The sequence below is a fragment of the Nocardia sp. NPDC051929 genome, assembly GCF_044548645.1.
GTDB lineage: Bacteria > Actinomycetota > Actinomycetes > Mycobacteriales > Mycobacteriaceae > Nocardia > Nocardia sichangensis.
This window is the reverse complement of sequence record NZ_JBIUCG010000007.1, coordinates 278,805-295,761: the sequence shown is the minus strand read 5'-3', so window position 1 is coordinate 295,761 and position 16,957 is coordinate 278,805. Positions and strand designations below refer to the sequence as shown.

The 16,957-nt window shown below is 66.2% G+C and carries 1 protein-coding gene; it reads left to right on the top strand.

Annotated features, from left to right (window positions below):
• The first annotated feature begins 136 nt into the window (after positions 1-136).
• The gene (locus tag ACIHAX_RS11785) at positions 137-16,957 is read left to right on the top strand and encodes a phosphotransferase (protein WP_397277200.1); all 16,821 of its coding nucleotides are present in this window, start codon (positions 137-139) and stop codon (positions 16,955-16,957) included.

Below are 16,957 nucleotides of genomic sequence, written 5' to 3'. Positions count from 1 at the left end.
CACACCCCCCCCCCCCGCGCCCGCCCCCCCTTTCAACCCCTACCAGGCGCGGGCGCTCCATCTTAATTTGGGTGGGGGGCGGGGGGGGCGCGCAACCCCCCCCGCGCCCCCCCCCACACTCGAGCTGACGTTGTATATGGACGACAAATTCCGGAACGTCGCCATCGCGGCGGGTGTGTCTCGGCCCGAGTTGCTTTTCGGACGTAAGGAGTGGCTGAGCTGGCTGGAAGCTCGCCACTACGCCGAACAGCATCTCGGCGATGAGCTGAGCGTGGAGTTCATCCTGAAATTGCATGAGCTGCTCGGGCGGCGGATGGCACCCGAGCGGACGGCCGCGGACGTCGCAGCGATGTGCGAATGGTTCAACGCCGCAGTGAGCAACCCCGACAAGGATCCCTACGAAGTAGCCACAGACCTCGAGCTGTGGAGCATTTCCGGGCGTCACGGGGAGGGCGACTATCACCGTCCGCTGTCCAGGATCCTGCTGAATTGGGCGCTCGAAAAGCAAGGGAAGCCCGCCAGCGCCATTCCGGAGTTCGACGAAGATCTCCTCACCCTGCGGGACGACTGGGTGGACACGGTCAAGGCGGGAAGCCTGCGGTACCGACTGCTCGCAGCCCAGGTGGAACAATCCGCGGGTATCGCGGATCCGGTGGCACTGCTCGGTCTCTTCGGTGCGCGAGAGCGCTACCGCCGCATGGGTGGAAGGCCCGCGCCGTTCGTGCCGGGAGAAGAGCACGATGCCCTCGCCTGCAAGCGACTGCTGGCCACGCTGCTGTCGGACGCGCCGCTCCCCGAAACCGACGAACAGGTACTGGCCATCGTCGACCGATCGCTGCGTGACGCGCCGAACAGGGACGGCGACACAGCGCCCCAACCGGATAGCACCCCGCACGAACCCGCGAAGCAAACATCATCCGGTGAACGCATCGACCCCGTCGCCATCGACCTCGGCGCGGATGACAATCGAGCGCCAGGCCGACAGCAACACCACCCACCGGGCTCCGACCCCGGCCGCGACCGATTCGAAATATCTCCGGAAGAAGCCGAGGCGCTGTTCGAACAGGTCCGGGGTCGCGAACCCGATTTCTCCGGGACCGTCAATCGGCTGTATCTGGTGGACACCAGTGCGGGCCCGGCTGTGGTCAGATCCAGGAAGGATCAACCTACCGAATCCTTCTTGAAGAAATGGATGCCGGAGAACGCGGCTATAGCGTACGCACGCGAGTGCGGCGTGCGAACTCCCAAAATTCTCTACGCCGGGGTGGGCCGCACTGTCGGCGAGGAGTTCACGATCATGCAGTATGTTCCCGGTGAAACGCGGCCATGGGGCGATCCCGAGCTGATGAATTGGCTACCCGACCTCTTGGATCAAGTGCAGTTGATGCAATCGCACCCTGCGCCACCTGGGCTGGAAATGGACATTCCAACGTGGCAGCAGCAGATGATCCAGCATGCCGACGACAGGTACCACAGCCTGTCACCGCACGTATTGTCGAGGTTGCGAGAACTCGGAATCGGGCCATTGTCGGAGTACGTTCAGCCCGATCACAGTCGGTCGGGTGAACCAGCTGTCTTTGCCCACAACGACCTATATCCGCTCAACCTTCGGCTCGACAACAAACGGAAATTGTGGATTTTGGACTGGGAAACCGCCGGTCCCAGCGATCCGATCTACAACGCATCGTTCTTCGTTACGCGCCTCGGTCTGCGGGTAGACGAGGAGACCCGTGCTCGGGTGGCTGCGATGTGGTTCGATCGAATGCCCCTCGTGAATCCGGCCGTTGATACCGATGCAGTCCTTCGCATGTACCGCGCCTTGGGAGACTGGCGGGAGATTGTCCGCAAGTCGGTGCATAGCGCTGTCGCGGACCCGAGCAGTCTCGAGAAGTCGATCGACTGGTACCACAAGCGGTTGTCTCGACACTCCGATCCTTGGCCTGATGTCTCGCGAGACGAATTGCGCGCTCTGCTCCTCAGATGGAGCGGATCCGAGCAAACGACTGCCTCGTCCCCGGGGCCGAGCCGGTCCACATACGACACAGTGCCACTGCCCGAAACCCTGCTCGAGCCCGCGGACGACATCGAACTGGTGTGGCCTGAGGTGGATTCGCGCGGCTGGTTCGTGGTGCCCGGGACGGGGCCCGACAAGCAGCCTTATCACACCAGCGACCCCGAAAACGGCGATCCTTTCATCCTGCTGGCCCACGGAAAGTTCGTCACCGCCGACGCCTCGCACGAGGATCTGCTCAGCGCACTCCTCGCGCAGGGCGTATCGCTGGACGAGATCAGTGGTTTCGGATGGTGGCGGATCAGCGGCCGGGTGAAGGGCCTCGACGCGTTCAGCCAAGGTTTCGAGGAATGGAACGGGGATCCGATGAACCCCGCGCAGATCCTCGACGCCTTGGAGAACAGCGGAGCCGATCTCAGCGGGTGTGAATTCGACGCACAGTTCGGTTCCGAGCACCAGGGACTGATGTGGCGAGGCGCGGCAGCCGAGATGCCTGTCGGACAGATACTCAGCCACGAAGGCGACGCATACAAGCTGCTGTCCGGCTACGCGTCCGCCGAAGACGGCGCGGGGAACCGCGTGATCTTCTGGACCGACCTTGTCGCCTGGGAATCGACCGCCGAGGGCCAGTCGTTCACCATCCGGGTCAACGCGGCACGAAGTGAATTTGCCGAGGGCACGATCACCGTGCGCGCAGACGGTGGCTCTGTCGAAGCGCATTACACCGCCGTCCGGTTCGGACAGGATCGAACGCGAGCATCTCTCGCGTGGTCGGCCGTGCACGACCAACTCACCTCCTGGCTCACCGATTCCGGCGCGTCTTGGGCGATGGGCAGCGAAACGGCGCCGACCGAGGACATTTTCGTCGCGGCCGACCGGCCCGCGACGGTGGCGGAGTCGGCCCAACGGTCCGAGCGAATCATTCGTGCCGAGCCCGAGGGCGAATACAACCAGAACGCGGCGTCGGAAGCCGCGTCCTGGCTGGCCGAACAGCTCGGCGGCTGGCCCGCCGAACAAGTCAGCCTCGGGTGCGCCGAACTCACGGCCATGGTGACCGACGCCGCCGAACACCGCCGCGGCAGAGTCCACCTCATGGCGGAGACAACGGATGACCGGCTGCGCGTGACGCTGCTCGACACGCACGCCGCCTCGGTGCCGCGGAACGCGCGAGGCGGTATCCCGACCCGCTCCGGTCTCGCTGTCCTCCCCGGGCCAGCTGCCGCAGTGGATGCTTCGACGCCGATGCGCTCCGGCATCGAGCTGTTCAAACGCCATGAGGACGGCTGGCACCAAGCCGTATGGTTCGAACTGCGCAAGCCTCACCCGGACCAGAACACAGGGCTGGCCGAGGCACTGCAATCGGCGGACGAAACTCTCGGCCCAATCCCGGATATCACCCAGGCGGGACGACCAGGCCGCAAACCCGCTACGCCGCAGCCACGGACCGGAGCCGAGAACCTCAGCTCAGCGGAATCCGACAGCCTTTCCGGCCCGGAACAGAACCGGTCCACACCGACGAACAACCGACCGGTCGGCAACCGCATCGACCCAGTCGCAATCGACCTGCTCCCCGAGCCACAGCCGAACGACCCGGCGGTCGACGGGCATCGAGCCGACGCGAATGCACTCCGAGCGAGGCTGGAGTGGTTCCGGAGGAATGCCGTCGAAGGCGATGCGGCCCTCGCGCGCATCCGGAACGGCATGGGCCGGGCGCATTTGGCACATGACCCGACGGGAAATCGCGCGGACGAGATCATCGACGCGTTCCGGGAATACACCAAATTCGCCGGGCCCAATATGCCACTACGCGCAATGGGCCGAAACCTTACTCCGCATCAGCGAATCGAACTAGCACGACGGGAGGTGACTCGGGAGGAGGTCCTCGCGGCCGGAGCAAGCCTCGGCTGGCCGGAAGCTCGGTTCCGAGAAGAAGCCGACATCATTGCCGCCCAGATCAACCGGATGGACTGGGCATTCCGGAACGCCCTTCCATCCACCGGACCGGTCACGATGATTCGAAAGCTGGACGATCTCGTGCGGGTCTTCGGTCGCACCGACAACTTGCTCGGTCACCGATCGACCGACTCCGGTTACACGTCGCTTTCACTGTCGGATGAGGTGTTCGCGGACCAGGATGTCGAGGTCGTCGTCTACGCGGATGCCGGATCGGCGCTGATCGCCGTGGAGTCGGTTTCGGCAATGGACACCGCGGACGAGAGTGAGTACCGCGAACGAGAAATCATCGCCCCACGGGGATCGACTCTCGTATTGCTCACCGAGCCGACCGAAGTCGACGGCAAAATAAGACTCGAAGCCGAACTCGTCACCGGGTTCCATAAGGATGCGCCCCAACCACGCCCGTATCCGACGGAATTCCCGCCCGCCACAGTCGAACCAACTCCCGACTCCCGCTGGGCCTTCGGCACCGCCGAGGGCGAGGAAGGATCAACGCTTCCAGCTGATCCACACCCCACCCGACCGGAGAACGAGCACGCGGCGCGGGCAATCGCCGCACTTCGCCATCAGTTCGGCGAGCACGCGACACTGCGGTCGCTGGTCGAGCGCGTCGACCCCGATGAGGTAGTCGATGCCGCCCGGGCCCGCGCCGGAAGGAATGCGCGCTGGTGGTTCTCGCTGTCCGCCGAACAGCAGGTGGGGATGGTGGCGGTAGACCCCGCCCTGATCGGCAATACCGACGGCATCCCGTACACCGTGCGCGATTACGCCAATCGCCGGTCGATCACCCGGCAGCTCACGCAGCTGCGCCGGATCATCGGGCACCGCGGACTCACCGCCGCCGAGAAGGCGCATCTGCTCAACCTGGAGACCACCCGGGATCAACTGGCCGAAATCGAACGCCGCGTCGAGGACTTCGGGTCGCCGCCGGTGCAACTGCTCGCCTACGACGCCGAGAAGTACGACGGCAACGGCCGGATCTCCGTCTCCATCGGAGACGCCGACGAAGCGACGAACGTCACCCGCCATGTCGGCGGCTTCGGGACCACGCTGCGGTCACTGCTGTACCGATACGGGTTCGCGGGTGCGCAATACGAGATGACCTCACGGTATGCACCCGAAGAGACCGTGGCGGCCATCATCGATATCGGCTACGAACACCCGACCAAACTGCTGAAGGGAACGGTGCCGGTTCTCCCGTTCGATCCCCTCTATCACCGGTTCGCCGAAGTCGGGGGCTATGTCGTAGCGCGAGATACCGTGTCCTACAACAGCACTCGCGAGTCTTTGGCAGAGCATCGGGGCACCGCGCTGCCACGACTGCACACTCTCCTCGGACACAGCTACGGCTCCACGACCGTGTGCTACGCGGGCCGGGACGCTCGGCTGGCCGGCGAGATCGACCAGGTGGTTCTGACGGCCTCCCCGGGCGCGGGTCCGATGACTCGGGCTACCGACTTCGGTATCGGGGCCGAGAACGTCTACGTGCTGACGGCGACCCGTGATCCCATCGCCTGGCTCGGCGCCACCGCTCCCGACCGGCGCGGCCGATTCCTCAACCGCGGTCTGGGACCGGATCCGGCCGGCGAGTCCTGGGGAGCGGTGCGGGTCACCGCGGAGCCACCGAAGACACCAGAGTTCCGCAAGCGCACGCAGGTCCATCAGGGTTACAACTCGTATGCCGATATCGAGGCCCGGGTGCCGACCGAGTCGCTGGACAATATCGGCCTGATCACCGCGGGTCGTGGCGCCGAGGCCACCCGCGCCGAACATCGGCCGGCCCGAGGGGGCCGCGGTCCGGCGCTTCATTTCACCGATCCGGAACGCAGACGGGCCGCCCGCACCCGCGCACTGAACGACGGCTTCGCGCCGGCGGAGGCCGCCGAAATCGAGCAGCTCATCGCCGAACTGCTGACCTACCGCGACAAGGACGGCAATCGTCCGTTCGCCTACCTCGAGAACATGCCGATTCCCAGCGCCACCGAACCATCCGGGCCGGATTGGGTCGCCAACCGCAGCGAGTGGTTCCGGGCGCTGCGCGAGGGCGACCGCGCCACGCTGCGAACCGTTGAACTCACCGCCAAGGATGCCTTCGAACTGAAGCGCTTGCTGCGACGCTCCCCCATCTACCTGACACTCGCGCTGGTCGTCGCAACCGGTTTGAAAGCCGAACAGCTACTGGGTATTTCCGACCGCGGACCGCTGTTGTTCAAACAGGAGAAGAGGATACAGGGGAACGAGACGATCACCGTCTGGAAGTTCCGGACCATGCCGGAGGACGAGCCGGAAGGACCCACCAGCAGCGCCGCCGTCGATCGGGCCATGCCGTTCCAGCGGTACCTGCGTGACACATCGCTCGATGAACTGCCGCAACTGCTGTCGATCGCGACGGGAACCATGTCCTACCTGGCGGGCAGACCGATGCTCGACGGCGACCGTGTCCAGATGCGGAAAGTACTCACACCCGGGGAATACGAATTCTGGGAGCAGCACCGCAAGAACGACCTGTGGTCGGCGCTGCACTTCCCCGGCTGCCGCGGTTTCGACCGGGAGTCGCCGGAGTATCTTCGCACCAGATATCTTGCCGCCCGGCTGTATTCGATGATCGGAAGCCGGTCGGTCGACGAGTACATGCTCGGGGTGATCGACCAGTACCTGCTCGGCATAGTTGGTAGCCAGGGCCGAGTACTGATACAGAAGCTCGCCGCTCACCTGCACGGCCGTTTTCTCTCCAGCACCGGTGCGAGTACGGAGACGACCGATGTCGCAGCGCAACTGTCGCCCGACACCGTACCCACGCAATCCCCCGATGGCGACACCGATCGACCGGCCATGGACAGCGGCGCGGCGCAACCGTCACCCACCCCGGTGGAGCCCGCGCCCGACGACCCCTTGCTCGCGCGGATCCGCGGCATCAACCCACTGCGCAACCGGGACATCAGCGCCGAGTGCACCCTCGCCGCCGACCTCCGGCTCAGCGGGCGACCCGATATCGTCGCCGAACCGTCGGAAACAGGACGAGTACCCGGTGACGACAGTCGATCCCACGTCCGGTTCATCCAGGCCCACTACGACACGACGTTCCAGCACGTCGAGAGCTGGACCGACCTCGAACAGCAACTCCTCGACGCCGGCCACCTGGCACGCGGCATCATCGCCTACCGCCATCAACCCTTCGGAGGTTCGCAAGGCCACACCGTCAACGTCGTCAACTACCACGGCAGCATCCGCTACGTCGACGGGCAATCCGGCCGAGACGTCACCAAGAGCATCCACGCACTGACCAACCGACTCACGGTACCCGCGAGCCACCGCAACCGACCTCCGGATATCGACGCCCACTTCCTCCGCACCGACGGCCACTACACCGGATCCCGCCCCGGCGCACCGGGTGTAGCGAGGCCCGTCCCTGGCCCGCCCACGGTTGATGAGCCCGCCCGCGGGCCTGGGGACTCCGACCGGGACCCGCAAAGTTCGCCGGAATCCGGAATTTTCCCAGGCACGTCGAGCACCCGCGGTAACACAAAGACCCCCGGCAACAGCGTCGACTCCGTCGCGATCGACCTCGACGACGAAGACGCCGAGGACGATAACTCTGCCGAAGGTCCGCCGGCCGACGCTCCTGTGCATCCGCTCGACGGCGCTCAGGTGGTACGGCTGATCCTCGACGGCCCGTCGGTACCCGTGCAATGGCAACCGGCCGCGCAGCTGCCGGACAGTGTGCTGCTCGCCGCGGCCGTCGAGCAGGATGTCGACCTGGACGCGATCCGTCGGAGGTGGGAAGAGCTCCAGGAGGAGTATCCGGAATCGGGGTGGCGTATCGGCGGAGGGCTGTTGTTCCGTGGCGACACACGTCCGCGCAGCGACCTGTGGGCGAACGGGTTCGTCCCGCTGTCACAGCGCGACGGCAGGGTTGTCTACACGACGGTGCGGGTGAATCGAGCCGCCGATTACGGCGAATCGGTGCTGGTGGACGACGAGACCTCGGAGTGGACCCTCGTCCATCAGATCTACGTCGTCGACGCGCCCGGCGGATTCGGAGTGGTGGACGAGAACGGCGGTGTCGTCTCCGTGCACTGGCCGGGAGGCCTGCGTAGCGATCGCGTCATGGGCTGTTTCGAGATCCCCGCGCAGATTTGGCGGGGCAATTTCGCCGCACTTGCCGACGAATTACCGCAGTACTGGCGCCCCAACCCCGGATACTTGCCGGACGGCCCCACCGATACAGGGACGACTCCCGGCACCCCCCAGGACCCCGTCGCGATCGACCTCGGCCCCTACGACGACGACGCCGAGGGCCGCGATGTCGTCGTTCCCGGGCACGCCACCGGTACCCCGGCGGGGGTTGCCGAGCTGGTGGGCGAGGATCTGTCGTTTCGCGGCGATGTCGCCGAACAGCTTTTCGCACAGCACATCCCGGAGGGCGAGCCGCCGGTGACGACGACTCGCGCCGCCTGGGAGCGGGATGTCCGCCGTGCGGTGCGCGGTGCGGAGGCGAGGCTCGCGGGCCTACGCCCCGGCCCGGGGACGGAATCGGGATCGGGCTTGCTCGGCCTGCCGCCGTTGTCCGAGATGTTCTGGTCACGAGAAGATCCGGAGGACGACGGCGCGCAGCCTGTCGGCCTGCACAGCCCGCCGATACTCGACGGCCTCGTCCGGGACAGCGCACAGGCGGGATCGCATGAGAATCACACCGCATTCGGCCCACCCGCCTGGGTGTACGCGGCATTCGCCGTCCGCAATCCCTGGCCGCCCGAGGTACGGCCGCAGGTGCTCAACTGGTGCATGCAGCAGATTCGGCAACGGCACTACGGCGCCGGGGAAGCCGACTTCCACCGCTACCTCGCGGTCGAAGCACGAATCGCGGCCATCCGCCAGGCACTCCAGGCGCCCACGGACATCGCTACCGACCCGGGCCGGTACACCGATCTGGTGTCGGCGTTTTCCACGAACCTCACCTTCGTGCGCCGCGAAGCGGCCATCGGCCGGGCCCTCCTGAATCGTGGGAAGCTCAGCGCCGGGTCCGAGTACGTGGCCGGCCTGCGTCGGGAAACGGAACATCGACCGGTACCCGAGGACGAAGGTCAGCGTGTGCTCGAAGCCTTCACGAGGCACCTGTCCCGGGGAGGGCCGTCGAACCTCGACGCCTATATGACACCGGCACTCGATGAGCCGCTCCCACCGCGGCTCGGGTCTTCGATTCGAAGATTGCTGGAGAACCGACGGCAGGTCGAGTTGAGCATCGCTATCCAGCCTCCGGCGACACAGACACAGCGCAGAACACACAGACTGAACGTGACTGGCGCCGCCTACGAGCCGGACCCCGCCCGCGAGGGGGCGGTACGCCTCCGCATGCGCGCCGCGGTGATGATCGATCAAGCTGAATTCGGCGATACAGACCTGATTTTCGAGCTCGATGCCTCCGGAATCGTCACGGCTTACGTCGAGCCCGGCCCGGCCGGCGACTTCCTACCGGAGTATCGGTCCGCTCGGGGCGGCACAGGACGAGGGTCGTTCCTCGACTTGGTTCGGCACTTCGTGCGCGGCATCGGCGCCGATGTGCTGCGGGTGAAGGTAGCCGACGACGCGGGCGCCGCGGAACTGTCCGGTCGCGACCTGCTGTCGCGCGCGGGCCTCGCACCGGTCGAGAACGCGCCGCAGTGGCTGAGCGAACGCTGTGCACCACCGGCGGTCGCGGCCGAGCCCGCCCCTTCGGGCCTGGACCGACGACTCACTCGCGAGCAGGTGCTCGGATTGATGGAACAGGTCCGCGTGACCTCGCCGCACGAGTCCGAAAACCAATGCGGTGTCTGGCATCTGCCGCTGCCCGCCGGACCGGGCGCGACCTCGGCACCGATGGTGACGGTCCGGGTGTACCTGGACGAGGCGGAGCGTTTGGGCTTCGATCTCGACTCGCTGGCCGTGCCGGCGGCGGAAGCGTCGGACCTGTTCCACCAGGCCGGGGTGCGCGGCCCGCGGCTGCTCTATGACTCCGAATCGTCGCCGATGGCACTGGATTTCAAGACCCGCGTGACGATTCACGAGCACATCGCGGGCGATGAAGTCCTGCCGGACGAGGGTTGGGACCGCACAACCGAGGACGTCTTCCTCGAGTTGTCTCGACTACACGGCCTGTCCTCCACTCCCCACACGAAGCATCTATGGGACCGGGAGCAAGAACACCGGGTGCTGGCACTGGAGCACGGCGACTTCGACCACAGGCTGGACACGCTGATCGGCGGCGTCCCGCTCTTCGTCTTGTGGCAGCCGACGCTCCTCAACGAGGGCAGCGAGCTGATGGGCTTCACGCACGGCAACCCGATCCGCCGCAAGATGCGGCGCGGCGCCGACGGCCGCATCGGGTTCACCGATTCGAAACTCGCGCAATACGCGCCGATCGCATGGGATTGGGCCCGGTATTACCTCGTGAACGACTGGGCCGACGACGCCGAACGACGTGCTGTGCACTCCGAAATCCGCACGATTCTGCAATACCGATACGGAGACGGTGTCGGTGACGAACTGGTAGCGGACTTCGAGCGCTACGTGCTGCTGGAGGCACGCAAGTCGATCATCGGCGACGCCTACCGGCTACCCAAGAAGATCGCCACCGGATTCGCGACCATCGAGGAGGTGCTTCCGGACTTCTACCGGAACGTCGCCCTCATCCGCCGCGCTGCCGGGCAGGACCCAATCTCCGAGGAAGCGGTTCACGATCTGCTGGCGGAATGGGCGCTACGTGAGCTGGAACTGCTGGACACGTCCGCCGCCGCGACGACTGCCTGGGAGATTCCGCCGGCTCACGCGACGGAACCACGCCGGTGGATGCGGCGGTTGCTGAACGCGGCCGACAGGGAGCTCGGTGCCGGTCACCACGATGTGGACAAGTCGGCGGCACTGGCCGCCGTCCAACGCTGGGACGGACCGCGACGGCTGGAGCCGGTCAGGCTGCGGTGGCTGGGCTCCTCGGAGGGCTTCGTCACCGCCGTCGTCACGGCTGCTGTCGTGGAAGGCACACGCATCAGCGGCGAGGTCTATTTCACCTTTTTCACGGATGCCTCCGGCCGGATGGTCGCAGATTGCGTCGGCGACCTGGAAGCCCAGAAGGTCGAACCTCTCGTGCTCGACTTCGTTCGTGACGCGGGCGCGGACCGGCTCCGGGCGACGTTGATCAGTGACTGGGCGGCTGCGGCTCGGGCCGGATTCGACTTGAACAGGGAGCATCCCGGTGAGAGAGAAGCAATCCGCGAGGCCTTGTGCGACGCCATAGACGACCTCGAACAGCGCGTGCCGACCGTCCCGCCCGGTGTCGCAGAAATAGGCCGAAGGTTGCGAGCAGGTGACCTCCCTACGCTGAGGGAACTGTGGGATGCCGGGCTGGTCGACGCCGGTGTTCCGCTCGAGGAGATCCTCGCACCGTGGGCCGCGTGCATCGACATGGCCGACGCACCTACTGCCGCGGATCTCGAATGGAGCCAACCCGAAGCGCGGCCGGTCGTAGCCATCCCCACGGACCCGCCCGCACAGGAAACGTTGCTGGACAACATCAAACGAGAAGGCCGCGGCACCCTGGACTCGAAGGTTGCCGCCAGGCAGATCCTGCGGGCCCGACTCCGAGCACCCGACTACGAGGGAAACAACAAGCGGGCGTGGCGCTATCGAGACGACAACGGCAACCGGATAGTCGTGCACCAGGTACTGCCGACGACCACAGGTGAAAAAGACCTCACCCGCAACCCCGATCCGTCGCACCGGAATGTCCGCTGGTTCCATTGGCTTCCGTTCGATGCACCCGATGCCGTGCAGCTTGCCGGAACTGTGACCGATGTTCCCGCACGGGTATACCGGTGGCGCGATTACTACGTGGAAGAGTATGCCGACGGACGCACCCCGGAGCCGGATGATCCGAACTGGGATCTGATCTTGAACAAGATGTTCGAGGCGAAGCGACGTCTGCTGGAGATGCGGCTACCCCCGCATCTGCAGGTGCGGCCTGTGACCGAACACCTCCACCTCTACCTGGATCAGCAGCGCCGCAACTACCGTCGCCGCGCGCCCTGGCTGGATCGGCTGTTCCGCCTCGCCCCGCATCAGGCCTGGTCGCCGGATACCGACGACGCGGTTTGGCGGCCGAGCCTCAATCACAACGACATGACGCTCAGCAACCTGCGAATCGACGACGAGAACGACACCGCGACGCTGATCGATTGGGACAATGCCGCCGTCACCCACCCGCTGTGGGATTACGTGACGATGCTGTGGTCGAACTGGCCGCCGGAGATCGCCGAACAGGTCGAGAACAAGATCAGAACCGAGGTTCGCGACCTCGAGGCCAACGGGCTGGTCGGACCGGGCGCCGAAGCGGAACTGGATCGGCTGCTGACAATGGGTTGCCTCGACTCGCTCTACGCCGATTCGCGCAATTTCGTCCAGCAGATCGCGGAGGATGCCGGCAAGGCCGACCGGCTCACCGGACGGTTCTACTCCGACTATCGACGGCTGTGCCGCCTGCGCGGATGGGAGCCGGAGTCGCCGAATGTCGTTCGCACGCTGATGCTGGAAGCAGTGAACGAGGTGTGCACGAGGCAGGGGCTGCCGACGCTGCCGAATGAGCCTGCGGCGCAGCCGATCCGGCAGGCACCATCATCCGCGGAACGTCCGGAGGCCGTCGCGCCCACGGCACGTCCGCATCCGGCTCTGCCGGCCGCCGAGGTCGCAGGCGACACCGAACTCCTGGCTGTCGTGAACGGTCTGCTGGATCGACGGTACGGTCCTCGCGACTACGCCGTGACACCGACCGCCGCACGGTACACCGACAACGCCGGGAATCGGTGCTTGACCGTATCAGCCACCATTGTCACCGGGGGCACGTGGCGCGTCGGCGAATCGGGCGACATGCGTTTCCATGTCAGCCAGGGCGGAGCCGCCGAGGGCCTACCGGGCGTCGATGAAGCGGGCGATATGCGTCTCCATGTTCGCCGAGACGAAAATGGCCGGGTCACGGTGACTTTCGACCACCTGGTGGTCGACCCGGCCTTCGCGGGCGGACACTTCGCGCAGCACTTCGTTCCGCAACTGCGCCAGTGTGTCGGCACGGATGGCCGGGTCATCGTGCCCGTCAACGGCCCGACCGGCTTCACGATTGCGGCACAGCACGGTCTTCGGCTGGATTCCGATCCGGACCATCTGGCCGAATCGCGGGAGAGCACGGCGCACCTGCTGAGCACCGACCCGCGGGAACTCATCGCCGACCCGATGCTCGACCGGTTCGACCGGCCCGCCGAGGCACGACCGACCTTCACGGAGCTGGCCGCGTATCTCGAGCCGTCATCACAGCAGTGGCCGCAGGACCGCAGGTGGTGGGGCGTGCTGGACAGTGCGTCCACGGACGTTTCCGATCCACTCCCCGGTGCGGCTCCGCGACCGACAGCCCGGATGGCGTCCATCGGTGCCGAGACCGAGGATCCCGCGTTGACCGGAACCGACATCGAACTTCTCACCACGCTGTTCCGCAACCGAGCCCACTTCGCCGGGAATCATCACGGCGTCTGGATCTTCGAGCTGAACGGCAGGAAGGTTGTCATCCGGGCGTCGATCAATACGCCGAATCCCAATTTCGATCCCCGGATCGGCCTCACGTTCGGGGAATCCGCCGCGGTCCAGCTGTGCCGGAAGGCCGGTGTCCGGGTACCGGCGCTGTATCACGTCGGTGCCCAGGAGTCCTATCCCGAGCATTACCTGTTCCACGAGTACCTCGACGGGGAACACCCCACACCGGATGATCCGTGGCAAGACGTCGCGGAGACCGTGTTCCCGGCGCTCGATCGCCTGCACGCCTTGCACGCCGAGCACTGGGCCGAGGCCGAACCCGAGCAACAAGTACCCACCACCCGCGTCGAATGGGAGCAGCGACTGGTTCGCGAGGTGGCACGGATCCCCCTGGAGTTCGACACCGATGATCGGCTGCACGGCGAACTGGGTCTGCCCGGCCTGTACGAGATCTTCGCCGTGCGGCCCGCGACGAACGACGATATCCAGCTCGGTGTACTGCACGGCGATCCGACCTTCCTCAATATGAAGCTGGGCCCCGATGGGGCCGGGCTGCTCGACCTGGAACTGACCCAGCCGGGATCGCCGGTGTGGGATTACGTGGCGTTCGCGACAAGGAACCCGTGGCCTACCCCCACCGTCCGGAACAAGGTCATGAACTGGTGCCGGGCGCGGCTGCGGCGCGACCACGGCGCGGACGCTGCTGCGGACTTCGACCGATATCTGGTGCTGGAAGCATGGAAATCCGTTGCCGGAGACAGCTTCCGGTTGCCGCTGCTGATCGCCCGCGACCCGAGTTTCCTCGCCGACGCGACGGATGCGTTGCACCGCAACCTGAAGGTCGTGTTCGCGGCCGCGGGTCGACGGGCACCGGATGAGACCCAGGTGCATAGCCTCTTGCAGCGATGGTCTCGCCAATTCGTACGGCAACGCGAAAACCACCTGACGGCGTCGGATTCGGCTACCGACCGATCGGCAGCCGTCGAACCGGCTACCCAGGCGACGGATCCGGACACGTCCTGGCTGCCGCGGCTGTCGGTGCGCGAGTTGCTGATGCGGGCCACGATCGGGCACGACCGCGCCGCAGCGGAGGCCGGCCTGTCCGAAGCCATCGCCACCCTGCGGTGTGCCGATGGACCTGCCAGGCTGGAAGCTCTCGCGGCGGAATACGAGTCGCTCGATGACGCTGACCCGGGCGTGGTGAGCCGCATTCGGCTGCGCACCGTGCTGATGGACGGCACCCGCGAATACGGCGAAATCACCGTGCGTTTCGACCTCGACGAGTACGGACGAGTCACCGCACGTCCGGAACCCATCGGCGCCGACCTCGATCGCCTCGCCGCCGACTACGGCGGCCCGTATCTCCTCGGACCGGCCGAAGACCTGGCCCGGCGGATGGGCGCCGATGCGATCGAGGTCGAGGTTTCGCGCAAAGACGGCGTCCGAGCGGCGCGGTGCGGTTACAGCTGGGTCGCCGAGCCCGGCGGGCAGGCCGGGCCGAGTGCGTGGTTCGCCCGGCGATGGGCGTACAAGGACCTCACCGATCCGGCGCTGCCGACCACCCCGATCACATTCCGCCCTGCCCTGCGCCGCCCGCAGGGCACCGATTACCTGCTCGACATCGCCGAACCGGTCCACGACGGCGGCTTGCAGCTCGACGATGCGGCCCGCATGCTGATCACCGTCGTGACGAATTCCCCCGATGTCGCCGGCCATTACACGGAGGTCTGGTGCGTCACCGACGGCGGCGGAAAGCCGGTGAAGGTGCGGCGCATCGTCGCCACGCCTGGAGACAAGGATCTGGCCGCCAATCCCACGCATCCGAAACTGCTCGCCGGAGACCGGCTCGTCGACCAGGTCGCCCTGGACGACGAACGCGCGGAAGGTCTGGCCCGGCAGGCAGGTGTCGACGTACCGACGACGATGGCCCACTCCGACGACTACTCGTTCCGCGAAATGGGCCCCGGCCGCGTCCCCACGACCGGTGACCCGGACTGGCCACGGACTTTGCGCGCCCTGCTCCGACAGTTGCGGCGGTTGCAGGCGGTCGAGCTGCCCGACGATCTGTCGGTCCGCACCGTAGCCGACCAGGAACAGCTGTACCTGAGCATGCAGCGGATCAAGCAGGAACAATCTCATCCGTTCCTGCACAGCATGCGAGTACCGCTGCCGCACGAGATCTGGGTGCCGGGCGACACCACCTGGACGGCCGGGCTGAGCCACGGCAACGCCACCTTCCGCAACCTGTGGGTCCGGCCCGACGGCGAAGTACGCCTCGACAACTGGAATCTCACCGGCGTCCGGCACCGGCTGTGGGACTACGTGACCGTCTTCTGGAACTCATGGCCGCCGGAGGCCCTGGCCCGGGTGACGATCATGGTGGAGGACGAAATTCGCGACCAGCACGGTGAATCCGGAGTTCGGGAGTTCCAGCGGCTGCGCGCCATGGCCGCCCTCGACTCGCTGTACACCGACTCCCGATACTTCGTGCGCAAGATCAGCATCGACCCCGCCACAGCCGGCCCCCTGACACGTCGCTTCTACTCCGACTACCTCGCCCTGTGGAGCTACGCCGAGACGACCGGGCAGTGGCCGTCACGGGGAACGCGACTGACCTATCAGCAGGTCCGCGACCTCATGCTGCATGCAGCCGACCCGAGCCGGCCCCGCCCCGACCTGCCCAGCACCGGTCTCGACACCACAACGCACTCGACTCGGCGGACCACCGTCGCACCGGACCCGAATCTGTCGGAGGTGCCGGCCATACCGGATCTGCTCGCCGAACCCCCGGCCGAAAGCGAGTTGCTACCGAGATTGTCCGGCCTGCAACGGGAGTACGGCCTCGAGCTCGAGCTCCGGCTGACCCGTGTCAACTATCTGCGCGCCGACGACGAGTCCATCTCCGGGATACGGATCCGCGGCGTGTTCGTCAGCCGTGGCGAGAATCCGGCCGAGGCGGGCGATCTGGATCTCTCCATCGAGTTCGACGAAAACGGCTGGCTCACCGCACGATTCGACAAGCTGTGGATAGAACCGTGGCAAGCCCACACCAGAGCCGGTGACCAGGTCGTCTCCCCACTCCGCGCTTACCTCCGTCGGTCCGAGGTGGAAGATGTGACCTTCACGGTGCACGGTCGCCGCGGGGCTCGCGCCGCGATCAGGCACGACCTCGACTGGAACGGCGTCACCGATCCCGACCATCTCGCCGCAGGCATGCGGGCGCTGAGCAGCCGCATCCGTGCGGATCTCGCCCTGGAACCGGACGCTGTGATCACCCGGGAGTTGCGACAACTCCTCGACGAACTGGATTACCCACCCAACGACGCCTCACCGAACGACCGCTACCCCACCCTCGCCGAAATCGACCGCCACCTGCCGAGGGGAATGCACGCGGCCGACTTCTTGAAGGGATTCCACTGGATCGGCCACACCACGCCGTGA

What these genes read in the sequence shown, in the direction of transcription:
- ACIHAX_RS11785 (WP_397277200.1), top strand. Translation starts at nt 137, where the DNA reads ATGGACGACAAATTCCGGAACGTCGCCATCGCGGCGGGTGTGTCTCGG.